At 60.5% G+C, this 23943-nt stretch carries 23 protein-coding genes; 14 read left to right on the forward strand and 9 right to left on the reverse strand.

All coding sequences use genetic code 11. The annotated features are described in order from the left end of the window. The first annotated feature begins 1 nt into the window (after position 1). Together BM116_RS07110 and BM116_RS07115 are read left to right on the forward strand one after the other, a co-directional pair. Positions 2-1429: an NAD(P)(+) transhydrogenase (Re/Si-specific) subunit beta gene (locus BM116_RS07110; RefSeq protein WP_083725254.1), complete on the forward strand. Its 1428-nt coding sequence runs from the start codon at positions 2-4 to the stop codon at positions 1427-1429. Between the two features lie 123 nt (positions 1430-1552). Beyond that, on the forward strand, positions 1553-2137 hold the full coding sequence (locus BM116_RS07115; RefSeq protein WP_083725252.1) for an exopolysaccharide biosynthesis protein: 585 nt from the start codon (positions 1553-1555) through the stop codon (positions 2135-2137). 64 nt (positions 2138-2201) lie between these two features. On the opposite strand, the gene BM116_RS07120 is transcribed toward BM116_RS07115, so the two are convergent. Next, entirely contained in the window at positions 2202-3635 is a 1434-nt protein-coding gene (locus BM116_RS07120) for an aldehyde dehydrogenase family protein (protein ID WP_083725250.1), read from the reverse strand. 250 nt (positions 3636-3885) lie between these two features. Here BM116_RS07120 and iscR point away from each other — a divergent pair, with 250 nt between their 5' ends. The 10 genes from iscR to BM116_RS07170 all read left to right on the forward strand — a co-directional run bounded on the left by iscR (position 3886) and on the right by BM116_RS07170 (position 12252). Beyond that, on the forward strand, positions 3886-4368 hold the full coding sequence (gene iscR, locus BM116_RS07125; RefSeq protein WP_083725248.1) for a Fe-S cluster assembly transcriptional regulator IscR: 483 nt from the start codon (positions 3886-3888) through the stop codon (positions 4366-4368). A gap of 106 nt (positions 4369-4474) precedes the next feature. Next, positions 4475-5911 carry a Fe-S cluster assembly protein SufB gene (gene sufB / locus BM116_RS07130; protein WP_083725246.1) on the forward strand — a complete coding sequence of 479 codons (1437 nt, stop codon included), beginning with the start codon at positions 4475-4477 and terminating at the stop codon, positions 5909-5911. A 50-nt stretch (positions 5912-5961) separates the two neighbouring features. Continuing rightward, positions 5962-6711: a Fe-S cluster assembly ATPase SufC gene (gene sufC, locus BM116_RS07135; RefSeq protein WP_083725244.1), complete on the forward strand. Its 750-nt coding sequence runs from the start codon at positions 5962-5964 to the stop codon at positions 6709-6711. A 4-nt stretch (positions 6712-6715) separates the two neighbouring features. After that, the gene (sufD, locus tag BM116_RS07140) at positions 6716-8023 is read left to right on the forward strand and encodes a Fe-S cluster assembly protein SufD (protein ID WP_083725242.1); all 1308 of its coding nucleotides are present in this window, start codon (positions 6716-6718) and stop codon (positions 8021-8023) included. After that, the gene (locus BM116_RS07145) at positions 8016-9254 is read left to right on the forward strand and encodes an aminotransferase class V-fold PLP-dependent enzyme (RefSeq protein ID WP_083725240.1); all 1239 of its coding nucleotides are present in this window, start codon (positions 8016-8018) and stop codon (positions 9252-9254) included. Before sufD ends, BM116_RS07145 begins: the two co-directional genes overlap by 8 nt. A 10-nt stretch (positions 9255-9264) precedes the next feature. Further along, positions 9265-9621 (forward strand): HesB/IscA family protein, encoded by a 357-nt coding sequence (locus tag BM116_RS07150; protein ID WP_083725238.1) that lies wholly within the window; start codon positions 9265-9267, stop codon positions 9619-9621. A gap of 64 nt (positions 9622-9685) precedes the next feature. Further along, positions 9686-10219, forward strand: a complete 534-nt coding sequence (gene sufT / locus BM116_RS07155; RefSeq protein ID WP_211276253.1) for a putative Fe-S cluster assembly protein SufT — start codon at positions 9686-9688, stop codon at positions 10217-10219. 12 nt (positions 10220-10231) lie between these two features. Next, positions 10232-10648 (forward strand): SufE family protein, encoded by a 417-nt coding sequence (locus tag BM116_RS07160; protein ID WP_083725236.1) that lies wholly within the window; start codon positions 10232-10234, stop codon positions 10646-10648. 161 nt (positions 10649-10809) lie between these two features. Further along, on the forward strand, positions 10810-11862 hold the full coding sequence (locus BM116_RS07165; protein ID WP_083725234.1) for a GGDEF domain-containing protein: 1053 nt from the start codon (positions 10810-10812) through the stop codon (positions 11860-11862). Between the two features lie 36 nt (positions 11863-11898). Beyond that, positions 11899-12252 (forward strand): YkvA family protein, encoded by a 354-nt coding sequence (locus BM116_RS07170; RefSeq protein WP_090475081.1) that lies wholly within the window; start codon positions 11899-11901, stop codon positions 12250-12252. 12 nt (positions 12253-12264) lie between these two features. Here the strand turns inward: BM116_RS07170 and BM116_RS07175 are convergent, their stop codons facing one another. After that, on the reverse strand, positions 12265-12687 hold the full coding sequence (locus BM116_RS07175; protein WP_083725230.1) for a DUF411 domain-containing protein: 423 nt from the start codon (positions 12685-12687) through the stop codon (positions 12265-12267). A gap of 225 nt (positions 12688-12912) precedes the next feature. Between BM116_RS07175 and BM116_RS07180 the strand changes: the two genes are divergently transcribed. Further along, on the forward strand, positions 12913-14088 hold the full coding sequence (locus tag BM116_RS07180; RefSeq protein ID WP_169847237.1) for an ABC transporter substrate-binding protein: 1176 nt from the start codon (positions 12913-12915) through the stop codon (positions 14086-14088). On the opposite strand, the gene BM116_RS07185 is transcribed toward BM116_RS07180, so the two are convergent. Genes BM116_RS07185 through BM116_RS07215 form a run of 7 tightly spaced genes read right to left on the reverse strand, consistent with a single transcriptional unit; the run spans position 14023 to position 22708 of the window. Beyond that, a complete protein-coding gene (locus BM116_RS07185; RefSeq protein WP_083725226.1) occupies positions 14023-14181 on the reverse strand; it encodes a YqaE/Pmp3 family membrane protein in 159 nt (52 codons plus the stop codon). The genes BM116_RS07180 and BM116_RS07185 overlap by 66 nt on opposite strands. A 59-nt stretch (positions 14182-14240) precedes the next feature. Continuing rightward, positions 14241-16205 carry a PhoX family protein gene (locus tag BM116_RS07190; protein WP_083725224.1) on the reverse strand — a complete coding sequence of 655 codons (1965 nt, stop codon included), beginning with the start codon at positions 16203-16205 and terminating at the stop codon, positions 14241-14243. Between the two features lie 7 nt (positions 16206-16212). Next, complete coding sequence (locus BM116_RS07195; protein ID WP_083725222.1) at positions 16213-17034, reverse strand: energy transducer TonB; 822 nt, start codon at positions 17032-17034, stop codon at positions 16213-16215. Further along, a complete protein-coding gene (gene tolR / locus BM116_RS07200; protein WP_090475088.1) occupies positions 17031-17471 on the reverse strand; it encodes a protein TolR in 441 nt (146 codons plus the stop codon). The genes BM116_RS07195 and tolR overlap by 4 nt, the downstream gene beginning before the upstream one ends. An 11-nt stretch (positions 17472-17482) precedes the next feature. Continuing rightward, positions 17483-18160, reverse strand: a complete 678-nt coding sequence (gene tolQ, locus BM116_RS07205; RefSeq protein WP_083725218.1) for a protein TolQ — start codon at positions 18158-18160, stop codon at positions 17483-17485. Between the two features lie 58 nt (positions 18161-18218). Beyond that, entirely contained in the window at positions 18219-20141 is a 1923-nt protein-coding gene (locus tag BM116_RS07210; protein ID WP_083725216.1) for a phytase, read from the reverse strand. Positions 20142-20197: 56 nt separating this feature from the next. Further along, positions 20198-22708 (reverse strand): TonB-dependent receptor, encoded by a 2511-nt coding sequence (locus BM116_RS07215; protein WP_083725214.1) that lies wholly within the window; start codon positions 22706-22708, stop codon positions 20198-20200. Positions 22709-23025: 317 nt separating this feature from the next. Between BM116_RS07215 and BM116_RS07220 the strand changes: the two genes are divergently transcribed. Then, complete coding sequence (locus BM116_RS07220; protein WP_083725212.1) at positions 23026-23943, forward strand: GGDEF domain-containing protein; 918 nt, start codon at positions 23026-23028, stop codon at positions 23941-23943.

Genomic DNA, 23943 nt, shown 5'->3' on the forward strand with positions numbered 1-23943 from the left:
CATGTTCAGTGCTTTTCTGATTGACGCGGCCTACTTCGTCGCAGCCTTTCTGTTTTTGTACGGTCTCAAACGCATGGCCAGCCCGGTTACTGCACGCTCGGGCATCATTGTTGCCGGCGGCGGTATGCTGGTCGCCGTGGTTGCGGCCTTTCTGTACGGCTTTGATGTCAGCCCGCGCGCCGAGGCGCATCTGGGCACCAACCTGTTCCTGCTGATCCTGGCGCTGGGGCTGGGTACCGGCTGGGCGTGGTTCAGCGGCAAGCGCGTTGCCATGACCGACATGCCGCAAATGGTCGCCTTGTACAACGGTATGGGCGGCGGCGCCGCGGCGGCGATTGCTGCTACCGAGCTGCTGTCGGGCAATGCTCTGGCGCACGGCGTGGTTGTCACTGTGCTGGCAATTCTCGGTGGTTTGATCGGTGCTGTTGCGCTGTCCGGCTCGCTGATTGCCTGGGCCAAGCTCGATGGTCGAATGAACAAGACCTGGCGTCTGGCCAAGCATCAGTACGTCAACGCGGCCTTGCTGGGTGGTGCGCTGTTTATCGGTGCGATCATCAGTGTGATGGCGATTGCCGGCGCAACGGAAACGCCAGTGTTCCTGATCCTGGTGTTCTTTGCCGTCGCTCTGGCGCTGGGTGTACTGCTCACCACGCCGATTGGTGGCGCCGATATGCCGGTGGTCATCTCCCTGTACAACGCATTCACCGGCCTGGCCGTTGCCTTTGAAGGTTTTGTGCTGCAGAACCCGGCGATGATCATTGCCGGTACGGTAGTAGGCTCGGCCGGCACGCTGCTGACGTTGATGATGGCCAAAGCGATGAACCGCCAGGTCAGTAACATCATCTTCAGCGATTTTGGTGGCGAAGACGATGGTGCCGATGGCGAGATTCAGGGCACCATGAAGTCGGCTGATGCTTCCGATGCGGCCATTGCCATGTACTACGCAAGCAAGGTGATCATCGTTCCGGGTTACGGCCTGGCGGTGGCACAAGCGCAGCACAAGCTGTATGAGTTTGTGAAGCTGCTGCAAAAGCAGGGTGTCGAGGTGAGCTTTGCCATTCACCCGGTTGCCGGCCGTATGCCGGGCCACATGAACGTGCTGCTGGCCGAGGCGGGCGTACCCTACGACATCATCTTCGACCTGGAAGACATCAACGAAGACTTCGCACAGGCCGATGTTGCCATCGTGCTGGGCGCCAACGACGTGGTTAACCCCGCGGCGCGCACCCGCAAGTCCAGCCCGATCTACGGCATGCCTATCCTTAACGTGGATCAGGCGCGTCAGGCCTACGTCGTCAAGCGTGGCCAGGGCAAGGGCTACTCCGGCGTCGAGAACGAGCTGTTCTTCCTCGACAACACCTCCATGGTGTACGGCGATGCCCAGAAGGTCATGGTTCAGATGATCGAAGCGGTCAAGTCGCTGGGCTAAGCCTATCGGCAGTGATCAGGCCTCTGTCCGCAAGGGCAGGGGCCTTTTTGTATTCTGCAGGAACCAAAAAGCGCGGCCCCTGGTCAGCTTGAGCGTAGATAGCCCGCATAAGGAGTTCGTGAGGTGGATGAATCACCACAAAACCTGGAGCAGTTGCTTAAACACGTGGACGGGCTGGCCGAGGGGCAGGAACAGGTCTCGATGCGGGCCGTGGTGGACTCGATTGGTCGGCGCTCGTTCGGCCCTTTGCTGCTGATCATGGGGGTGATGTTGTTCTCGCCCTTGAGTGGCATCCCGGGGATGGCCATCTTTGCCGGCATCTTCGTGATGCTGATTGCCCTACAGATGCTGTGCGGGCGCAGCAACTTCTGGCTGCCGGCCTTTATTCTTGATCGTGCGGTGCCGCAGGCGCGTCTGCGCAAGGCGATAGGCTGGGTGACCCCGACGGCGCGGCGAATTGACAGGCTGATCAAGCCGCGGCTGGACTTTATGCTGCAGCGCACGTCCACCTTCTTGATCGCCGGGTTGTGTGTGGCGGTCGCGGCGGCCTTACCCCTGCTGGAGCTGGTGCCGTTCTCGTCTTCGATTGTTGGGTTGGCGCTGGCAATTATGGGCCTGGCGCTGGTTGCACGCGATGGCTTGCTGGTACTGATTGCGGTCACGTTGATTGTGACAGCGGCGAGCCTGGTGCTGAGCAAGCTGCTTTAGCCGTCTCGCGGAAGGGATTAGGAGGTGGGGTGTGCCCGGCCATGGCGGTCGGGCACAGTCAGGCTCAGGCCTTGGCGGTGTAGCCGTAGATGGACTTCACCTCCAGGAAGTCGTCAAACCCGTAGTGCCCCCACTCGCGGCCGATGCCAGACTCCTTGTAGCCACCGAAAGGAGCTTTTGGGTCCAGCGGTGCGCCGTTCAGGTGTACCATGCCGGTACGGATGCGGCGAGCAACATTACGCGCACGATCCAGGTCGCCGGAGGAGACATAGCCAGACAGACCGTAACGGGTGTCGTTGGCGATGCGCACGGCGTCCTCTTCATCTTCATAACCAATGATCGACAGTACCGGCCCGAAGATCTCTTCGCGGGCGATGGTCATGTCGTTGGTGACGTGGGTGAACACGGTGGGCTTGACGTAGTAGCCCTTGTCCAGACCCTCGGGGCGTCCGGGGCCGCCAGCAGCCACTTTGGCGCCTTCTTCGATGCCGGCGCTGATCAGGTCCTGAATCTTGGTCCACTGTGCTTTGGAAACAACCGGGCCCATGACCGTATCGGCAGCTTTGGGGTCGCCAGTCTTGACCTTGGCGGCGGCGGCCTGGGCGATGGCGGCAACGTCGTCCATGCGGCTGTTGGGTACCAGCATGCGGGTCGGTGCGTTGCAGGACTGGCCGGTGTTGTTCATGCAGGACATGACGCCATGGGCCACCATCTTCTCGAAATTGACGTCGTCGAGCAGGATGTTGGCAGATTTGCCGCCCAGCTCGAGCGCAACACGCTTGATGGTCTGTGCGCCGTTGGTCATGACCTGGCGGCCGGCAGCGGTGGAGCCGGTGAAGGACATCATGTCGATATCCGGATGGGCTGACATCGCGGCGCCAACGGTGGGGCCGTCGCCGTTAACCAGGTTGAAGACACCTGCGGGTACGCCGGCTTCATCGAGAATTTCGGCAAGGATCAGAGCCGACAGTGGCGCGACTTCAGAGGGCTTCAGCACCATGGTGCAGCCGGTAGCCAGTGCCGGTGCGATCTTGCAGGTCAGCTGGTTCATCGGCCAGTTCCACGGGGTAATCAGGCCGCAGACGCCAATCGGCTCCTTGACCACCAGAGTGGTGCCGATTTCTTCTTCAAATTCGAAATGCTTGAGGGCTTCCAGTGCCGTCATGAAGTGCGACAGGCCAGACGGGGCTTGGGCAGTCTGGGCAAGCTTGGTTGGTGCGCCCATTTCCAGTGAGATCGCCTCGGCGACATCACCCATGCGCTTTTTGAAGACTTCAATCACGCGTTCTAGCAGGGCGATGCGCTCTTCACGGGTGGTATTGGCGTAGCTCGGGAAGGCGGCGCGGGCGGCGGCTACCGCGGCGTCTACGTCTTCCTTGGTGCCGAGCGCGATGCTGGCAACGGCTTCTTCGGTGGCAGGGTTGATGACATCAAGCTGCTGATCGCCTTTGGGGGCTACCCACTGACCGTTGATGTAAAACTGCTGATGATGGCTCATTGCGCATGGCTCCTTCTTATTTATGAGGGTGGTACTCTGGGGCCAACCATAGCACTGCAGTCCGCGCGAATTCACGCAATTTGGCGACATTTGTTGTGTATCTGTGTAAGTGTCTCGCGGGTGAGGCCTTTCGCCTTCCGAAGGCGCGCTGCAGCCTCTATAATGCGCCGGCTGCGAGCAGCGTAATACTTGACTGAATTGCTTGGATATTGCATAGTGTCGCGGTGAAATCAACCGCTTGAGAGCGTCTATGCGACTGACTACCAAGGGTCGTTACGCCGTTACAGCCATGCTGGATCTGGCGTTGCATGAAGACCAGGGCCCCATCACGCTGGCCGATATTTCGATGCGCCAGGGTGTTTCCATCTCCTATCTGGAACAGCTGTTTGCCAAGTTGCGGCGCGGCAAGCTGGTCGAGAGCGTGCGCGGTCCCGGCGGTGGTTACCGCCTGGCAGGTGGCGCGGCAGCGATCAGTGTGGCGCAGATTGTTGAGGCGGTGAACGACTCGATGGACGCCACCCGGTGCCTGGGCAAGGGTGATTGCCAGGACGGTGAGGTCTGTTTGACCCACCACTTGTGGTCCGATCTGAGTGCCCGGCTGCGGCAGTTTCTCAATGACATCACGCTGGCTGAGCTGGTCTCGCGAGAGGACATCCGTCGCGTCAGCTCGCGGCAGGATCATTGCATTTCCAGAGCGCGTCACACTGTGAGCGAGCTGGAGCGCATTATCTGAAAGAGCCGTAGAGCTCTCCATTTTCATGTGTCGGCCCGTGCCGGCACAGGCCTGAATCAAGCATTGGCGATCGCGTGATCGTGATTGCAGAATCTGAGGTGATACCGTGACTGAAGAAGTCGAAAGCCTTATCAGAAAGGACTATGCGGCAGGTTTCCACTCTGCCATCGAGTCCGAGACCCTGCCACCGGGGCTGAATGAGGACGTGATCCGTTTCATTTCTGCCAAGAAGGAAGAGCCTGAATGGCTGCTGGAATGGCGCCTGAAGGCATTCCGTGCCTGGCAGGAAATGGAAGAGCCCACCTGGGCCCACGTGCATTACCCGGAAATCGACTTCCAGGCGGTATCCTACTATTCAGCACCCAAAAGCATGGACAGCAAGCCCAAGAGCCTCGATGAGGTCGACCCTGAGCTGCTGGCCACCTATGAAAAGCTGGGTATCCCGCTGCATGAGCAGGAAATGCTCGCCGGTGTCGCGGTAGACGCTGTATTCGACTCGGTCTCGGTAGTCACCACCTTCCGTGAAAAGCTCTACGAAGCCGGTGTGATCTTCTGCCCGATCAGCGAAGCGGTACACAAGTACCCCGAGCTGGTGCAGAAGTATCTGGGCAGTGTGGTGCCGCAGAAAGACAACTATTACGCCGCCCTGAACTCGGCGGTCTTCTCCGATGGCTCCTTTGTCTATATCCCCAAGGGCGTGCGTTGCCCGATGGAGCTGTCTACCTACTTCCGCATCAACGAAATGAACACCGGGCAATTCGAGCGTACCCTGATCGTCGCCGACGAAGGCTCCTACGTCAGCTACCTCGAAGGCTGCACGGCGCCGATGCGCGACGAGAACCAGCTGCATGCTGCAGTTGTCGAACTGGTCGCCCTGGATGATGCACAGATCAAGTATTCCACCGTGCAGAACTGGTATCCGGGTGATGCCAACGGCAAGGGCGGTATCTATAACTTTGTTACCAAGCGCGGTATTGCCCACACCAACGCCAAGATCTCCTGGACCCAGGTAGAGACCGGCTCGGCAGTGACCTGGAAGTATCCCAGCTGCGTGCTCAAGGGCGACAACAGCGTGGGCGAGTTCTACTCGGTTGCCCTGACCAATAACTTCCAGCAGGCCGATACCGGCACCAAGATGATCCATCTTGGCAAGAACACCCGTTCGACCATCGTCGCCAAGGGTATTTCTGCCGGTCGCAGCGACAGCGCCTATCGCGGTCTGGTGCGGATCAACCCGGGTGCCGATGGCGCGCGCAACTATACCCAGTGTGATTCGCTGCTGATCGGTGATCGCTGCGGCGCGCACACCTTCCCGTATATCGAAAGCAAGAACCCGAGCGCCGTGGTTGAGCATGAGGCGACAACATCCAAGGTCAGTGATGACCAGATGTTCCTCTGTCAGCAGCGCGGCCTGGATGCCGAGAAAGCGGTCTCGATGATCGTTAACGGCTTCTGCCGCGAGGTATTCAAGGAGTTGCCGATGGAGTTTGCGGTAGAAGCCGGCAAACTGCTTGAGGTCAGTCTCGAAGGTTCTGTGGGCTGAGCGCAGTGCGCCGCCCACTCACGGTTAAAGTAATTTATCAGGCGTAAATGATGCTGAATATCAAAGACTTGTACGCAAAAGTTGAAGAGAAAGATATCCTCAAAGGGCTGTCCATCGAGGTCAAGCCGGGCGAGGTACATGCCATCATGGGCCCCAATGGCTCGGGCAAGAGCACCATGGGCAACGTGCTGTCCGGCCGCCCCGGTTACGAAGCGACCGCCGGCTCTGTGACCTTCAAGGGCAAGGATTTGCTGGAGCTCGAAACCGAAGAGCGTGCGCGTGAAGGTCTGTTTCTGGCGTTTCAATATCCGGTCGAGATTCCGGGCGTCAGCAACATGGAGTTTCTTAAGGCTGCGGTAGATGCCAAACGCAAGCATCAGGGGCTTGAAGAGATCTCCTCTGTCGACTTTCTCAAGCTGGCCCGTGAGACCTGCAAACGCGTCAACCTGGATGCCAGCTTCCTCAAGCGCGGTGTCAACGAAGGCTTCTCCGGCGGCGAGAAGAAGCGCAACGAGATCATGCAGATGATGCTGCTTGAGCCCGAACTGTGCATTCTCGACGAGACTGACTCCGGTCTGGATATCGACGCCCTGCAGGTCGTTGCTGATGGTGTTAACGCCATGCGCGACGGCAAGCGCAGCTTTCTGGTCGTAACCCACTATCAGCGCCTGCTGGACTACATCGTGCCGGACTACGTGCACGTGCTGGCCGGTGGTCGTATCGTCAAGTCCGGCGACAAGAGCCTGGCGCTGGAGCTCGAAGCCAAAGGTTATGGCTGGCTGGAAAACGAGGTGGTCTGATCCGATGACTGATTTTCAACAGACGGCCTTGCAGCTGGCGGGGCAGCAGCAATCACCAGAGTGGTTGGCAGGCCTGCGTGAGCAGGGCGCCAGCACCTGGGCGCAAGCAAGCTGGCCGACGCGCAAGACCGAGAACTGGAAGTATCTGTCGCTGGCACCACTTCAGCAGTATCAGCAGCTGGACTGGGGCGTGGCGGCAGACGGCCAGGCGCTGGACGATGTTGAGCAACTGCAGCTGGATGCGACCCGCCTGGTGTTCATCAATGGCCGCTTCAGCAGCGAACATTCCAGCAGCCTGCCGGCCGGTATCGTCCGCTTTGGTGAGGCGGACGGCGAGCAGCGCGCACTGATCAGTCAGCACCTTGGCCGTGTGGTCGACAGCGAGCGTCATCTGTTCGCCGCGCTGAGCAATGCCTGGGCGGCTGATGGCGTACTGGTGCATGTGCCGCGCGGTCAACGTCTGGAAAAGCCGTTGTACGTGCTGAATATCAGCACCCCGCAGCGCACTCCGGTCGCTGCCAGTCAGCGCCTGCTGCTGGTGCTGGAGGATAACGCCGAGGCCGAGCTGATCGAGCACTACGCCTCCGATATTCACGCCCAGAACGGCTTCGTCAACAGCCTGACTGAAGTGGTTGTTGGCAATAACGCGCAGGTGCAGCACTACCGCATCAACCTGGAGCAGGAAGACCTGCTGCATGTGGGCGGTGTGCACGTTAACCTGCAGCGCGACGCGCGTTTTCATGGTTTTACCCTGGCCCAGGGCAGCCGCCTCAAGCGTATCGACTATCAGGTGAATATGCTGGGTGAGGGTGCCCATCTGGATCTGAACGGCATCTATCTGCCGCGCAACCGTCAGGTGATCGACTATCACACCAACGTTGAGCATTGCGTACCGCACTGCACCAGCAACGAGGTGTTCCGCGGCATCATTGGTGACGCTGCCAAGGCGGTCTTTAACGGTCGGATTCATATCCACCCGCAGGCCCAGAAAACACTGGCCGAGCTCAGCAACAAGAACCTGCTGACTTCGCGCACCGCCGAGATCAACACCAAGCCTGAGCTGGAAATCTACGCCGACGACGTACGTTGTGCCCACGGCGCGACCATCAGCCAGTTGGACGAGACCTCGATGTACTACCTGCAGAGCCGCGGTGTTTCCAAGGCTGACGCCATCACCATGCTGAGTTTTGGCTTTATCAACGAGTTGCTCAACCAGGTGCCGGAGCAGGCGGTGCAGGACTATCTGCGGCCGCGCCTGGTGTCGCTGTTTGGGCAGGCCAGCGAGACGGTAGGGCAGATCGGTTATGAATGAGCAGGTCAAACCGCTGCCCTTTGACGCCGAGCGCGTGCGTGCCGACTTCCCGATTCTGAATCAGGAGGTCAATGGGCACCCGCTGGTGTATCTGGACAACGCCGCGACAACCCAGAAGCCGCGCGCGGTGATTCAGGCGCTGGTCGACTACTACGAGCAAGACAACAGCAATGTGCACCGGGGCGCCCACGCGCTGGCTGATCGTGCAACGCAGAAGTTTGAAGCAGCCCGCGTGAAGGTCGCCGAGTTCATCAACGCGCCCGAGGCGCGGCAGGTGATCTGGACTCGTGGCACCACCGAGGGTATCAACCTGGTGGCATCCAGCTGGGGGCGCAGCAACCTCAAGGCGGGTGATCGCGTACTGGTCTCGGCAATGGAGCACCACTCCAACATCGTGCCTTGGCAGATGGTGGCGGCCGAGAAGGGCGCCACGGTTGAGCCGATTCCGGTCGACGTCGATGGTGTGCTGGATCTCGCTGCGCTGCAGGACATGCTTGATGAGCGCGTGAAGATGGTGGCCTGCGGTCACGTCTCCAACGCACTCGGCACGGTCAATCCGGTGGAGCAGGTGATCCGTCTGGCGCATGGCGTGGGCGCGTTGACCTTGATTGACGGCGCTCAGGCGGTCAGCCACTGGCCGGTTGATATGCAGGCGCTAGACTGTGATTTTTACGTGTTTTCCGCGCACAAGCTGTTTGGCCCGACAGGGCTGGGTGCGCTGTATGGCAAGGTGGCGCTGCTGGATGCCATGCCGCCTTATCAGGGCGGTGGTGAAATGATCGAGTCGGTCAGCTTTGCCGGTACCACCTACAATCAGCTGCCTTACAAGTTTGAGGCCGGCACCCCGGATATCGCCGGTGTGATCGCCTTTGGCGCGGCTATTGATTACCTCAACCAGCTCGACCGAGCCGGCGCTGCCGCTCATGAGAAGGCGCTGCTGGCTTATGCCGAAGAGCGTGCCAGAGCCACACCGGGTGTGCGGCTGATAGGTACCTCGGCAAACAAGACCAGCGTCATGAGCTTTTTGCTCGAGGGCGCGCACCCCAACGATGTGGGTATGTTGCTTGATCAGCAGGGTGTGGCGGTGCGTACCGGCAACCACTGTGCGCAGCCGATCATGGAGCAGTACGGCGTACCGGGTACGGTGCGTGCGAGTCTGGCCTTTTACAACACCCGGGATGATATCGACCGGTTGTTTGCCGCACTGGAAAAAGTACGGCTGTTTTTATAGGAGTCATCAGATGAGCGTAGAGTCTTTCGACCCCAAGCAACAGGCCGTGACCGTGACACCGGCCGCGCTCGCGCATTTCCGCCGCCAGCTGGGCGGTCAGCAGGGCAAGGCGGTACGCCTGAGTGTGAAAAAAAGTGGCTGCACCGGCTTCAAGTATGTCATTGACCTGGTCGAGCAGGCCGGCGCCAGTGATCTGCATTATCAGCTCGACGAGCAGGTAGAGCTGCTGGTTGATGGCGAGAGCCTGCAGGTGTTGTCCGGTACGGAAATTGATCTGGTGCGCGAGGGCATCAACCAGCAGATCAAGTTCGTCAATCCCAACGTGAAGGACGAATGCGGCTGCGGCGAAAGCTTCAGCGTCGATTGATCCGTCGCTGTTCAGGGTGCGGCGCCATGCGTCGCACCGTCTTGTCTTGCTGTGAGGAAATCTGATGGAACGTCGCATGGTGGTGGCACGGGCTGACTGTCCGGCCCGCCGAGTTCCCGACGGAACCCCCCTGACCATCCCCAAGGATACCTTTGTCACCATTACCCAGGCGCTGGGTGGCAACTACACGGTTACCTATAACGGGCAGATGGTGCGGGTTGATGGTACTGACGCCGAAGCACTCGGCCTTGAGCCGGAGCTGCTGTCCTTTGCCGAGCCGACTGATGACCAAATCCGCGAGGAGCAGGTCTGGGAGGCGCTCAAAACCGTCTATGACCCAGAGATACCGGTCGATCTGGTGAATCTGGGGCTTATTTACCATGTGGCGGTGGATCAGCAGGCGCACAAGGTGACGATCGAGATGACCCTGACCGCGCCTGGCTGTGGTATGGGCCCGGTGCTGGTAGGTGATGTGGAATACCGCGTCAAGCTGGTGCCCAACGTAGACGAGGTCAAGGTTGATCTGGTCTTTGACCCGCCCTGGCAGCGTGACATGATGAGCGAAGAAGCACAGCTTGAAACCGGTATGTTTTTCTGAGGACAGCGATACATGAGCCGATTTGGTACGGACATCACCAGCGACGATATCGTTGATACCCTGTCGTTCTTTGATAGCTGGGAAGACCGCTACAAGTACATCATTGATCTGGGGCGTGAGCTGCCTGAACTGGCGGCCGAGCAGCGTACCGAGGACAACCTGGTGCGCGGCTGTCAGAGTCAGGTATGGCTGGTGAGCCGCCGCGAGGGCGACAGGCTATATTTTGATGCTGACAGCGATGCATTCATTGTGAAGGGGCTGCTGGCCGTGGTGCTGGCTGCCTACAACGGCAAGCGGGCAGACGAAATTCGCGATTTTGATATCGAGGGCTATTTCGCCAGCCTGAATCTGCTCAAGCACTTGAGCGTGACGCGCGGCAACGGCCTGCGTGCTATGGTGCAGCGCATTCAGGCCAGCGCCGCAGCCTGAAGCGCTGCGGCGCCAAATGATGGCGCGCTGCAATCAATAGTTGTGCTTGACTGCGGCTGCGGTTATGGTCGCGTTGCGACTGAGGGGCGTTCTGAAGAGCTTCGTGCGCCCAGCCACATGAATGATGTAACCACAAAAACAACAACTGCAGAGTTCACTGCATGCGGACATTCTGGCCCAGGCTGAAGGACGACTTTCAGCTATCCATCATCACGCTCGTTGGCCTGCTGGCCGTCGTCGGCGTATCCCCCTACGCGGTTTTTCGGCTCGGCGAAGGCAGTTGGCTGGTTGGCGCCACTGATACTTTCCTGGTGGTCAGCACCCTGCTGGCCGTGGTGTACGCCTGGCGCACAGGCGATACCATTCGCCCTGGGCAATTTCTCGCGCTGATCTACTCGACTGGCGCTTTTCTGGTCTCGGCCAAACTGGGTGCTAACGGCCTTTTCTGGATGTATGTCCTGATTCTCTTCAACTTTTTTGTTGTGCCGCCCTTGCAGAGCCTGATTGCCACGATGAGCACGCTAGTGGCGATATGCGTTTACGGCTGGTTGCACCCGGAGCGGGTATTCGAGAGTCATTACCAGATGGCGTCCTTTGTCGTCACCTGTCTGCTGTCAGGCTTGTTTGCCTTTGTGTTTGCTCACCGCGCCCGGGTTCAGCGCCGACTGCTGGCCCGCCAGGCCACCATCGATCCGCTGACCGGTATCGGCAACCGGCGCACCATGGATGCCGAGCTGGATATTGCCATGGCCGATAGCAAGCGTTACGGCATCGATTTTGGCCTGCTGGTACTCGATTTGGACTACTTCAAGCAGATCAATGACCGCTTCGGACATGGCATTGGTGATCAGGTGTTGGTCGACTTTGTTGATTGTGTCCGTGAGGTATGCCGCCCATCAGACAGGCTGTTTCGCCTTGGTGGAGAGGAGTTCGTGTTGCTGGTACCCAAGGCGGACCTGAATAGTCTGAAGGCGATCGCTGAGCATATTCAGCAGCGGGTACGCACACAGCTTCTTCGTCCGGATGGGGCGCCTGTGACGGCGTCGATTGGCGGCAGCCTCTTGCGCGGCCACGCTGATCGGGATGGCTGGTTGAAACATGCCGACGAGTGCATGTATGACGCCAAACGCGCGGGCCGTGACCAGACTGTCATTCGGCCATTGGCACCCAATCGGGCGGTTGCAGCCACCGAAGGACCTGATTACCATCAATAGCAGGCCATTACTGGCAGCCAATGGGAGTCAGTCATTATGAAATCGACTTTTACCGATCGAGAGTTCTGGCAAAAATTGTCCAATCACGCTCGCCTGGCGGGCCGTGAAGTGGTAGAGAAGGCTCTTTGCCTGTATTACGCCGCGCGACGCCCGGAAACCCCTACTTGGGCCAAGGCGGTGATCGTTAGCGTATTGGCGTACTTTATTGCCCCGCTAGATGCGATTCCGGATTTTACCCCGCTAGTTGGCTTTACCGATGACTTGGGCGTCTTTGCATCTGCACTGGCCATGGTCGCCATGTATATCGACCGCGACGTGCAGATTCAGGCGCGCGAGCGGGCCGAAAGCTGGTTTGGCCCGCATATCGAGGAAGTATTCGAAGGTCGTTGAGTTACAGCGCGGTCAGTGGCTGTTGAACACCCGCCGCTGACCGTCGCTGCCTACTGCAATCACGTCGTAACTGTCCCGCCGATCGCCCATTTCCATGCCCGGCGAGCCAACCGGCATGCCGGGAACGGCAAGGCCGCGGACACTATTTGCACTATCAAGCGCCAGAATATCGCTGGCCGGTACGTGTCCTTCTATAAACATGTCCTTGTACACGGCGGTATGGCAGGAGCGTAGATCAGGCGTGATGCCCAGCTGTTGCTTGAGCGGCAAAACGCTCTGAGTCACGTGATCGGTCACTTCAAATCCGTTTTCTTCCAGGTGTTCTATCCAGGCGTGGCAGCAGCCGCAGTTGGGGTCGCGGTAGACATCAATGCTGGCGGCCTGAGCGAGGCCTCCGATCAAAAGCAAGCCGCCGGCGAGCAGGGTTTTCATCATTAGGGCTCCTGAGAGGGCGTGGCAGGGACAGGGAGTCAAACTGGGATTCTCCAGAGTATGCCCACTTCTGGTATCTTGTGCGGCTTTCTAGGCTAGTCTGTTAAGTGGCAGGTGTCACGCGGGCTGCCAATTCAAATTGTGTGTTACCGCTGCATGATACGTTCTCCTTTGCCACATTTCGCTGCGCGCTCGTGTAGGCGCTCCCGGTGCCTGGCCATCTCGGTCATGCTGCTGGGCGTGCTGCTGTCTCAGCCGACTTGGGCGATGCGGGTAGTCTTTGTCAGCCCGGGCAAACTGGACGAGCCTTTCTGGCACGATGCTGATGAGGGGCTGCGGCACGCGGCCGCCTCATTGGGCATTGAGCTGGAGCTATTGCACGCCGAGCGTGATCATCTGGCCCAGCTGAGCCTGTTGCGTGAGGTGGCAGAGCGCCCAGTGGAGCAGCGTCCTGATTATTTGCTGGTTACGGCTGACAAACAGGTGCTGCCAGGCCAGCTGGAGCTGGCTGAGGGGGCCGGGATTCCAATTTTTTCTGCCTACAACGGCGTGCAGCGTAAGGAACGTGACCTGCTCGGCTATCCGCGTGATCGTTTCTCGTACCGGCTCGGCAGCCTGGTCCCTGACGCTGAAGAGGCCGGGTTCCTTAGCGCGCGTGCGCTGATCAAAGAGGCTCAGGCGCGCTGGCCGGGGCCAGAAGACGACATACTTGAGCTGGTAGCGATCTCTGGTGACCGCGGTACTGATAGCTCGTTACGGCGCACGCGCGGCATGGAGCATGCTACCAGCCGCTTTCCGCGTGTGCGGCTGCGCCAGACAGTTTACGGCGATTGGCAGCAGGAGCTGGCCCGCTATCAAACCCCCATTTTGCTTGATCGCTATCCGCGTACTCGGCTGATCTGGACTGGCAGTGACCTGATGGCATTTGGCGCCAGCGATGGGCTGCGTAGCAGTGGTCGGGTGCCCGGGCAGGACGTCTTGCTGTCGACAATCAACATGACCGAAAGGGCGACACGGGCACTGCTCAATGGCGAGTTGGATGCCATGGTTGGTGGCCATCACCTGGCGGCGGCCTGGGCGCTGGTGGTGTTATACGACTATCACAATGGTGTCGATTTTGCCGAAGCAGATGGGCTTGAGATGAGTAAGAGCATGTTCGCCCTGTTTGATCGGGGGATGGCGCAAGATTATCTGGGTTACCTGGCGGCGGGGCATCCGGAGGTGGATTACTGCCGTTTCAGCAAGGTGTGTAACCCGGAGTTGAAGGCCTACGATTTCTCCATCAGCAACTGGTTGAGCGCCGCTCGTGTCGCGACACAGCGCTCAACCGCACGTCTATCAGCGCTTGGCGATAATCCAGACGGCGTGCACGATGCCGGGGATGTAGCCGAGCAGCGTCAGTAGAATATTCAGCCAGAACGCGCCGCCAAAACCCACTTGCAGAAATACGCCAAGAGGCGGCAGCAAAATCGCGATTAGGATGCGAATCAGGTCCATGTGTCATTTCCTTTTGTGGTTAAAGACTCTCTTGTGTGACTCGCCTGAGGCCAGATTGTTCAGTTGCCGATAACGCCACCGTCTTCTCTGGTGACCAGTACGGTCGTTGAACGGGGGCGTGTTTTACCATCGCTGGCCGGATAGCTGATGCCCGGATGCTGAACGTTGACCCACATGGCTCGGGCGTCCGGCGTCCAGGTGATACCCGTGATCTCCGCGCCGCGCGGGCCTACCAGAAAACGGCGTATTTCTCGGCTGAGCGGGTCGGCGCAAAGCATCTGGTTGCAGCCAATGTCCGCGGTGTAGGGCGCTTGTTCATCTGCGTCGGTCAAAATCCACAGTCGGCCGTCCGGGTCAAAGGCCAGACCGTCTGGCGAGGAGAACAGATCACCGTTGATGTTGCCGAGGCGATGGGACGGGACGCTGTCATCAGCTTTCTGGCGCTCGCCGGCAATAACGAACAGATCCCATTCGAATTCAGTTGCCCTTGGGTCGGCGCCGTCCTCGCGCCAGCGCAGAATCTGCCCGTGAACGTTTTGCTCACGGGGGTTGGCTGCATCGGTCGGGTCTGCTTTGCCGCGCTCGGTGTTGTTGGTCAGGCTGACGTACATCTCGCGCGTTGTCGGGTGCGACGCGACCCACTCTGGGCGATCCATCGGCGTCGCACCGACGGCATCTGCCGCGCCACGGGCATTGAGCAACACGGCGTACTGATCCGCGAAGCCGTTCTCCGGCGTAAGACCCGGCTGTCCCCAGCGCAGCGGCAGCCAGCGGCCTCGGCCGTCGGCGTCAAACCGGGCGGCGTAGAGTGTGCCTGCGTCGAGCAAGTCGCGGTTGTGGTCCCTGTCGCCAGACTTGTAGGCCTGCTCTGGTACGAACTTGTACACGTACTCGCCGCGCGCATCATCGCCGGAGTACACGGCCATATGGCCGTTGTCATCGATTACGCAGGTGGCGCATTCGCGACCAAGGCGACCCATGGCTGTGCGCTTGCGTGGCCTGTGGGTCGGGTTGAACGGGTCGACTTCGACCACCCAGCCAAAGCGGTTGGGTTCGTTGATGTGGCCCTGATACGGGCGACTGGCGTCCGGTGTGGCGTCAAAGCGCGGCTCGACTGCCTCCCAGGCATAGTAGCGGCTGCTGCCGCCAAGACCGATGCCGTAGCGCTTGTGGGTAGGGCGTGCGTTGTAATCCGCTTCGTCGCGGTTGACGAAGTAGTTGTGGAAGTTTTCTTCGCAGGCCAGATAGGTGTGCCAGGGGGTAGCGCCCATCGAGCAGTTGTTGATTGTGCCCAGAATCTCCAGTCCACTCGGGTCGCTTTCCGTGCGCATTGCCGGGTGGGCGGCCAGGGGCCCGCTGACGGCCATGGGTGTTGCTGCAGTAATGCGGCGGTTGAGCGGTGAGTCTGCCACTCGCTGCCATTGGCCACGGGCGTCGCGCCGGATTTCGATAATGCTCAGGCCGTGCGCGGCGATCTCCTTGTAAACCTGCTCGCTGGGACGGCCACGGCTGTTGTCAGGCCCTGAAGTGAACTGCATGCCCGCAGGGTGCAGCGTCGGGTTGACGTATTCGTGATTGACCACCAGCAGGCCGCGCTCATTGGGCTGGTCGGCAAAGGGGAAGTAGTGCATGCCGTCGTGGTTATCACCGGCTTGCATGAGTTGGTCTTCCCAGCTGTTGCTGGCATCGCTGTGCCAGTCCGGCGCGTTGGCCAGAACAGCGTCGCCCCAGCTGAAGAAAGGGGTGGCCCGGTAACCTGGCGGTACAATTACCGAGTCGAATGTGCTGGAGGTTTGTGCTGCAACTGATTGAAATCCAAGTAGAGAAGCTTGAGCGGTCTTGCTTGCACTGCAGGCGCTGAGCAGCGAAGGCAGCAGGGTAGCCAAGGATGCTGCCCCCAGGCCCTTGAGCAGCGTGCGCCGGCTGAGAGCGATATCGCCCAGCCCCTGCTTGTCAGTCGGGTTGATCGAGTGGTCGTCGACTGCTTCCAGCTGACGGTGAAATTCGGGGTTTTGCCAACTCATGGAAAGCTCACTGTGACAGACGGTAGCGGAAGGTATTACGCACTCCGGCTACTGTAACCGGCTGGCCGTCGACCAGGCGGGGTTGATAGATGAAATCCCGGGCAGCAGCCAGCGAGGGGCGCGCAAACAGTGGGCTGTCGCAGGCACCGTCGACCAGCCGCGGGTTATCCACTCGACCGCTTGCCGTGACGTCGTACTCGACGGTGCAATCGCCCTCCAGTTTCTGGGTTAGCGCCCGCCTAGGATAGTCCGGTTCCGGTTTGTTGATAGGGCGATATTGCTGCTCAGCGGCGATCCGCGCGGCCTCGGCTGCGGCGTGGGCGTGGGCGTGGGCTTGTGCCTGCTGTCTGGCCAGCTCGTCACGCCGTTGTTGCTCGGCGGCTGCGGCTTCTGCCAGCCGCTGTTGTTCAGCGCGCTCACGCTCGCGTTCCGTCGCTTCTTGCTGTTGCCGCAGCTCGCGTTGACGTTGCTGTTCCTGTTCCTGCTCCAGGCGCTTGCGGGCAATGGCCGCTTCGTCCACCACCGGCTTGGGTGGGGGCGCTTCTGCCACCGGTGGCGGCGGGGCAGGCTCAGGCGGCGGCGCTGCAGCAGGTGGCTCGACTAGTGGCTCAGGCTGCGGTGCGGGCAGGGTAACAAGCTGTGTGCGCAGGCTGGGCGCTTGCGCAGCAGGGCTGGGGCTTGCCGGTGCCCAGCCCTGCCACAGCATGGCTGCAATCGCCGTATGCAGCAACGCGGTGGCCAGCAACGGCAGGGCGACCGAGCTGCGCGCCTCGCCAGGTATGCTGCAGCGATGCTCCGAGTTGGTGAGGATGGGGCTTGCTGTGCTCATGGGGCTTCCGTGATCAGGCCGAGCTGGGTAATACCCGCCTGCTGCAGGGCCGCCATGGCGGCTACGACCAACCCGTAGCCGGCGGCCGCATCGGCGCGGATGAATACCTGTGTGTCCGGTTGCGTGCTGGTGACGGCGGAAAGCTCGCGGGTCAGGTCGTCCAGCGTGGCGGTAGTGTGCTCGTAGCTATCGGTTTCAACGTTCTCGCCAAGGTTCCAGTGGTAACCACCGCTGGCTTCGACCGACACCGTCACGATTGAGGCGGGATTGTCCGGCTCAAGCGCTTCGGCCGCAACCTTGGGCAGCTCGATCTGCACGCCTTGAGTCATCATCGGTGCGGTGACCATGAAGATCACCAGCAGCACCAGCATGACGTCGATGTAGGGCACCACGTTCATTTCAGCCTTGGGCTTGCGCTTGGTTCTGGTCGCTCGCATATCCATGGTAGTTACCCCGCGTGCTGGCTGTGCAGGCGACGATGGAGGATGGCGCTGAATTCATCAGCAAAGTTGTAGTAGTGCCCAAGCAGATTTTCGCTGCGGGTGCTGAAGCGGTTGTAGGCGATAACCGCTGGAATGGCGGCGAACAGGCCAATGGCGGTTGCAATCAGCGCCTCGGCGATGCCGGGCGCGACGGTGGCCAGTGTTGCCTGCTGGACCTGCGACAGGCCAATGAACGAATTCATAATGCCCCACACGGTGCCGAACAGGCCGATATAAGGACTGACGGAGCCGACAGTGGCCAGGAAGGGCAGGTGACGATCGAGTCGCTCCTCTTCCCGGAAGATTGCTACGCGCATGGCACGCTGCACGCGCTGCATCACCGCCTCAGGTTCGCCGTTGCCGCGCTGGTTCAGCTGGGTGTACTCCTTGAAACCCGCGCGGAAGATTTGTTCGACACCGGGGGCGCCGCCTTCCAGGCGATACAGCTGGGCCAGTTCGGTACCCGACCAGAACTGATTTTCAAATTGCTTGAGTGCGTTTTGTGCCTGGGCGAACAGGCGCCCGCGCTGGGCGATCAGGAACCAGGTAGCGACGGATGCCAGCAGCAGCGTCAGCATCACCCCCTTGACCAGTAGGCTGGCTTCCATCACCAGACTCCAGATGCTGTGATCGGTTGCAGTCATATTTGCCTCGCTGCCGGCCCGATCGGGCCGGTCTTGTCATTTGGTTAAGCAGGAAGGTTCAGGGCAGTTGCAACAGCTCGGCGATGGCTTGCCAGGGCACCAGTTTGTAGTTCTGGTTGCCCTCGGGAAGCCGCTTGCGGCCGTCCTGTACTACCAGCAGGCCGCCGGGCCAGGCGGCGCCAAAGTCGGCGGAGCTGACTTCAAGGCCATCGGTTTCGGATACGCCGTCGATGCCGCGCTCAGCATTCAGGCCGATGCGGAACGCGCCATGGGCGGTGTAGGGCGGCACGGCATCGAACACCACGTAGCTGTCGTTACCCTGGCTGGAAACAACCAGATACGGGCGGTCCTGGTGCTGGTATACGCCCATGCCTTCCACGTCGTCGTTCAGCAGCTCGCTGAGACGGGCAACTTCGGTCAGTTCTGTGGGCTTATCTTCTGCGGCCGAAAGGGTCCAGATGCCGACGCCTTCCTCGCCGACAAACAGCTGCTGGCGGGCATCGTCAGCCACGCAGCCTTCGGGCTGGGTCTCGGTCGTGAAGTGGCGAACAGCCTTGGCGGTAACCTGGCCGCTGCTGCCATCAAGCCGGTATTGAATGAAGCGCCCGTCTTTGTCGTTGGGGATGGCGTAGACAACACCCTCCGGGCTCTGCGCCATGCACAGACCATAGATGTCTGTCAGCTCGGTAGGCACATCGCCCAGACCGGTAGTCTGGCCGCTTGCCGGGTCAATGGCGAACAGTTCCAGGCTGTTGCGGTCGCGGTTGGAAGCAACGGCCAGATCAATTTGGCGCTCACCCAGGGTAAAGCCCTTGCGCAGATCGACGTTGTTGATGCGGCCGACCGGCAGATATTGCAGCTCTCGGCCCTGCAGGTCGTACACGCCCAGACCGCCACGTTTGTCGGTTCCCAATACTCGAGCCAGCTCAGGGACGCTCGGGTGTGTCCAGATCGCCGGGTCGTCGGCGGCGTCGCCGCCATGGGGGACTGGCTCTGTTTGCGCCAGGGCAACCACCTCGGGCAGCGGGGCTTCACCGGCAAGGTGGGTTGCGCCGTTCAATTCGGTGAGTAGCTGGGCGCCGCTGTCGTCGGTTATCAACAACTGCAGTGTGTCGTCCTTGGCCCGTGCCGACAGTTGTTCGGGTTTGCTGCCCTCGGTCAGTTGCCAGCTGTCGTGTTGCCATTGCTCGTTCTGCCAGCGATAGCGGTGCAGGCTGTTGCTGCCGGTGTCCAGTGCAAGCAGCCCGTCCGGGCTGGCCGCAAGCCCCTCCGGCCCTTCAGGCAGTGCACCCCAGGGCTGGATCAGGTCGACGATACGGCGAGTGCTGTCCGTTTCGGGGTGGGCGGCGTACTGCCAGATGCCGATCTCTTCTTCGCTGATGAACAGCGCGTCCAGCGCGGTATTCACCGCACACCCCTTGGCGCCTACCGGCAAGTGCAGATTGCGCACCAGGCGCGACGGGGCCCCCTGTTCGCCGAGCAACCATTGCTGCCCGAGGCCTTCTTCGCCGATCAGAAACAGGTAGTTGTGCTCGCTCTGGTCCCGGTAGAAGCACAGGTCCTCCAGCGGGTAGCCGGTGCTGGGCAGGTATTCCGGCGCAGAGGCAGCGCCGGCGGTGTTCCAGCGCAGAATGACGGGTTGGTCCCGCTGCAGATCGTGGCTGGCCGCAAGCAGGCCAGCGGTGCCTGGCTGCACGGCGAGGGTGTCGTAGTAACCGGGCAGGGCGGTGGCTACCGGGCTGTCGTTGCTGTCGAGCAGTTGAATGCCCTGAGCGTTGATCACCAGGCTGCCTGCCTGCTCGCCGGCGATCAGGCGCTGGGCGCTGATGCCGCTGGCGCTGCGTACCTGCAGGGCCAGGTCGCTCTGGGTGGCAGGTGCGGCTGCTTGCGACTGCGGCTGCTCGCTGTTGTTTTGTTCGTTACAGGCAGCCAGCAGCAGCGCGCTGCCGACCACCGCGATAATGGATGGTACTGGACGCATTGGAGTTCTCGTTTATGTCTCGGGTCGCGGCGGGCGTGACTGCCCGCCGCAGTCGCTCAGAAGTGGGTCAGGGTCAGGCCATCTTTGTAGGTTGGGCCGTATTCTTCGTACTGAGCGTTGTATTTCCGGTCGCCGGTGTAGACGTAGTAGCTCTCGTCGGTGATGTTCTGGGCCGCCATGAAGAGCTGCAGGTTGTCAGTCAGGAAGTAGCTGGCCGACAGGTCGACGAACAGCTGATCGTCAACGCGGTAGTCGTAGCGTTTATCGAGCACATCGCCAACTTCGTCGAGGTAGTCCGATTTGTAGTTGGCAGACACGCGCAGGCTGAGCTTGTCGTTTTCCCAGCCCAGCGTCAGATTGCCGGTAAGATCCGACTGGCCCGGCAGGTCGATGCTGCGTGATTGCATGCGGCCGGTGTCGGGGTTGTATTGCTCGATGTCAGCATCGGAACGGCTGAGGGTGGTGTTGGCGTTAACCAGCAGACCGTTCCACGGAGCGGGTAGCCAGCTGAATTTTTGTGCATAGGCCAGCTCAAGTCCGTAGACCGTGGCGCTGTCGCCATTGACGTAGCTCATCGCCTCGTCAAAGGTTGCGTAGTCGCCCGTGCCGGCCAGGTCGGCGTCGTAGACGAAGTTCTCGATATCCTTATAGAAAACAAAGGCCGAGACGGCGCCGGCGCGGCCCATGTAGTGCTCGATACCCAAGTCCAGGTTGCTCGACTCCAGTGGTTTGAGGTTGGGGTTACCGAACTCGGCTTCATTACCGTCAACCACAAAGCCTGGGAAAAGCTGGCCGAAGGTGGGGCGCACCACGCTGTTGGTCCAGCTGGCACGCAGCTGGCTGTTGGCGCCAAGCTGGTAGATGGCATGCAGTCCGGGCAGCCAGTGGTGATAGCTGTTGCGGGTGTCAACGCTTTCGAATACGCCCTCATTCAGGCCGGTGCCCTCGGTTTTCAGGCGTGTGCCTTCGTAGCGCAGGCCGGCGATGATGCGCAGGTCGTCAATATCGACCGTGTTCATCAGGTAGGCGGCGTTGATGTTCTCCTGGATGGTGAAGTCGTTGATGCGCGATTCTTCATCATCATAGAAATCGGCCGGATTGAGACCGCTGAGCAGACGCTCCAGCGCGCTGGCGGAGATTTTCGGGCCAAGACGGGTGGTGCCGCTGACAAAGTGTTCAAGGCTGAGCTGGTCGTCGGTGAATCCGTAGGTGTCAAAGTCCTCGTAGGCCCAGACATCAAGGTTATTGTCCTTTTCGCGAGTGCTGAACTTGGCACCAAACTGCAGCTGCGAGGGCAGGTCAGCCATGAACCAGTCGCGGGTCAGATCGACACGGATGTTTTGCTCGGTGTCGGTCGTCAGCCCTTGCTCGCGTTCAATCTCGGCCAGGCTGAAGTTGGCCGGATCGTAGAACGCGTCATCAATGCTCAGGTTGGGTTGCTTGCTGTCGTCGTAACCAGCGTTGACAAAGTCGTCGTTGCCCTCGAAGACCGCGCCGGGCGTGTGCAGCGGGCTATCCTCTTCGGCCTCGCTGTAACCGTATTGTGCGGCGACTTTCCAGTCGCCCAATTGGCGCTCGCCGCCAATAACCAGGCTTTTGATCTCCTGGGTCTCTTCGCGGTCTTTGATTTCGCGTGCGCCTTCGGCATCACCTCGCTCACCTGCCAGCTGAGCGTCGGCAAACTCAATCACGTTGGCCTGGCGGGTTTCGCTGTCCTTGAAGCGGCTGTAGAGGGTGCGCAGGTACAGCTCGGTGTCCTCGTCCGGGCGATAGTCAACGTTCAAGCCAATGCCTGCGCGCTCTCGATTGATGTCGTAGCGGCGTTCTTCCAGCTCTTCAAGGCGAGCGCCGGCCGGGTCGTCAAAATCCCAAGCGCCGCCGGTTTCAACGTTGTCAGAGCCGAAACTGCGATCTGCCCAGCTGAGCGCGGCAGCGATCGCCAGGTTGTCGACGCCATCGCCGACGCTGAAGCGGTTGCTGAACGCGCCAGACACCTCTGGGCTGGTGTCGCCGGTGTTGTCGTCGTAGCTGGCTTCGGTGGACAGGCTGTAGAACAGGCCGTCGTGGTCGAAGCCGGACAGGCTCTCGACTTCGATGGTGCCGCCCAGGGAGTTGGCATCCATGTCTGGCGTCAGGGTCTTGACCACCGAGAGGGACTGGATCAGTTCGCTGGGCAGCACATCCATCGCCACGGCGCGGCGGTCGCTCTCTGGCGCCGGGACCAAGGTTCCGTTGATGGTCACGCTGTTGAGATCTGCGCCCAGGCCGCGAACGCGGACGAAGCGGCCTTCGCCCTGATCGCGTTCGACCGAGATGCCAGGTACGCGCTGCAGCGCTTCGGCGGCGTTTTCGTCGGGCAGTTGGCCAATGGCGTCGGCGTGCACCACGCTCTCGGTGTTGTTGGACAGGCGCTGTTCTTCGAGCGCCTGTTCCATCTGGGCGGCTTGGCCGATGATGGTCATGACTTCGGTTGTGGCCTGCGCCCAGCTGGCGGAGCTGCCGGCGATGGCAAGGGCCAGCGTGCTGATGCGAAAGCCTGCGTGCAGACGTGAATGGCGGGCAGACATGGGGTTCCTCTCCTGGCGAAATGGGTTTCGTGTCCCGTTTGGGAGGGGAACTTAGGCAGGGCAGATGGCGTTTCTGTGACAGTGTTTCGGCGGGCGGGGTGAAACCGCGTCAAATCAGCGGGTTTGGCGGCCTGACTGAGCTTAATTGACCTTCTTGGCCTGTCTGCAAGCCTCGTAACAGAGGGCTTTCGGCGCATTTCCCCGGCTTTTTTCAGTGCTTGGGCAAAGTCGCTTGAGCCAATTTGACCCGCGGCGCTGACATCGAACCGTCATATTGCTCTGGTCTGCTTGCGCCATTGCCCACGCGCGAGGTCCCGATGAGTTCAATGTTCTTCCTTCACCGCATCAAATGGATTGGTCTGCTGTTGCTTGCCAACGCGGGGATGGTCCTCTATCTGAGCCTGGGGGAGATAAAGCCGACCGCCATATGGGACTGGACCGATATCGCCGGTGAGGGTGGCTCGGCGCTTCTGGTGCTGCTGTGGACGGCGCTGATGTTGAAGAGTCGCCCCGCCGGGCGGGTGACCAACCTGCTGTTTGTCGGGCTGGCGTGTCTGTTTCTGTCGCTGTGGATGGACACGCTGGATGAGTTTGTCGCGCTGCCTGAGGCGTGGGTCTGGGACCACTGGCTTGAGTCCGCGCCCATGCCCATTGGCTTCGTGCTGCTGACTATCGGTATCTATCACTGGCACCGTGAGCAGTTGGCCATCAACGCGCAGATGGTTAACCGGGAGCGGTATTTTCGGGAGCATCGTCACTTCGACAAGGTGACGCCACTGGCCGATGCCGGATATCTGCGCAGCCAGTTGGCCCAGGCCTTGCCGCGATCGGCGGCCGCTCAGGAGCCATTGTCGATGCTCACCATTGATCTGGACGACTTCAATCGGGTTAACGCTCGCTATGGTCATCAGGAGGGCGATCGGGTGCTGCAACTGGTCTGTCAGCTGCTGCTGATGAGCTTGCGCCGGCATGATCTGTTGTGCCGACTGGCGGGCGACCGCTTTGCGGTGGTGCTGCCCAACACGCTGGAGGAGCAAGCCCAGACCATGGCCCGCGAATTAAGCCAGTCGATTGCCCATCTGGCCTGCAGAAGCGCACAGCAGGGCGAGCGTATCGTGTTGAGCGCGACGGTTGTGGCGGTCATGGCACGACAGGACGATGCCGAATCATTGCTGCAACGCAGCAACCTTGCCATGGCGCACGCCAAGCAGGCGTTGCAGTTGAAGAGAGCCTGA

The organism is Halopseudomonas pachastrellae, from assembly GCF_900114765.1.
GTDB lineage: Bacteria > Pseudomonadota > Gammaproteobacteria > Pseudomonadales > Pseudomonadaceae > Halopseudomonas > Halopseudomonas pachastrellae.

Excerpts from the sequence above, each read along its gene's own strand:
- BM116_RS07110 (WP_083725254.1), top strand. The coding sequence starts at position 2 with ATGTTCAGTGCTTTTCTGATTGACGCGGCCTACTTCGTCGCAGCCTTT.
- BM116_RS07120 (WP_083725250.1), bottom strand. The coding sequence starts at position 3,635 with ATGAGCCATCATCAGCAGTTTTACATCAACGGTCAGTGGGTAGCCCCC.
- iscR (WP_083725248.1), top strand. The coding sequence starts at position 3,886 with ATGCGACTGACTACCAAGGGTCGTTACGCCGTTACAGCCATGCTGGAT.
- sufC (WP_083725244.1), top strand. The coding sequence starts at position 5,962 with ATGCTGAATATCAAAGACTTGTACGCAAAAGTTGAAGAGAAAGATATC.
- sufD (WP_083725242.1), top strand. The coding sequence starts at position 6,716 with ATGACTGATTTTCAACAGACGGCCTTGCAGCTGGCGGGGCAGCAGCAA.
- BM116_RS07145 (WP_083725240.1), top strand. The coding sequence starts at position 8,016 with ATGAATGAGCAGGTCAAACCGCTGCCCTTTGACGCCGAGCGCGTGCGT.
- BM116_RS07150 (WP_083725238.1), top strand. The coding sequence starts at position 9,265 with ATGAGCGTAGAGTCTTTCGACCCCAAGCAACAGGCCGTGACCGTGACA.
- sufT (WP_211276253.1), top strand. The coding sequence starts at position 9,686 with ATGGAACGTCGCATGGTGGTGGCACGGGCTGACTGTCCGGCCCGCCGA.
- BM116_RS07160 (WP_083725236.1), top strand. The coding sequence starts at position 10,232 with ATGAGCCGATTTGGTACGGACATCACCAGCGACGATATCGTTGATACC.
- BM116_RS07165 (WP_083725234.1), top strand. The coding sequence starts at position 10,810 with ATGCGGACATTCTGGCCCAGGCTGAAGGACGACTTTCAGCTATCCATC.
- BM116_RS07170 (WP_090475081.1), top strand. The coding sequence starts at position 11,899 with ATGAAATCGACTTTTACCGATCGAGAGTTCTGGCAAAAATTGTCCAAT.
- BM116_RS07175 (WP_083725230.1), bottom strand. The coding sequence starts at position 12,687 with ATGATGAAAACCCTGCTCGCCGGCGGCTTGCTTTTGATCGGAGGCCTC.
- BM116_RS07180 (WP_169847237.1), top strand. The coding sequence starts at position 12,913 with ATGCTGCTGGGCGTGCTGCTGTCTCAGCCGACTTGGGCGATGCGGGTA.
- BM116_RS07185 (WP_083725226.1), bottom strand. The coding sequence starts at position 14,181 with ATGGACCTGATTCGCATCCTAATCGCGATTTTGCTGCCGCCTCTTGGC.
- BM116_RS07190 (WP_083725224.1), bottom strand. The coding sequence starts at position 16,205 with ATGAGTTGGCAAAACCCCGAATTTCACCGTCAGCTGGAAGCAGTCGAC.
- BM116_RS07195 (WP_083725222.1), bottom strand. The coding sequence starts at position 17,034 with ATGAGCACAGCAAGCCCCATCCTCACCAACTCGGAGCATCGCTGCAGC.
- tolR (WP_090475088.1), bottom strand. The coding sequence starts at position 17,471 with ATGCGAGCGACCAGAACCAAGCGCAAGCCCAAGGCTGAAATGAACGTG.
- tolQ (WP_083725218.1), bottom strand. The coding sequence starts at position 18,160 with ATGACTGCAACCGATCACAGCATCTGGAGTCTGGTGATGGAAGCCAGC.
- BM116_RS07210 (WP_083725216.1), bottom strand. The coding sequence starts at position 20,141 with ATGCGTCCAGTACCATCCATTATCGCGGTGGTCGGCAGCGCGCTGCTG.
- BM116_RS07215 (WP_083725214.1), bottom strand. The coding sequence starts at position 22,708 with ATGTCTGCCCGCCATTCACGTCTGCACGCAGGCTTTCGCATCAGCACG.
- BM116_RS07220 (WP_083725212.1), top strand. The coding sequence starts at position 23,026 with ATGAGTTCAATGTTCTTCCTTCACCGCATCAAATGGATTGGTCTGCTG.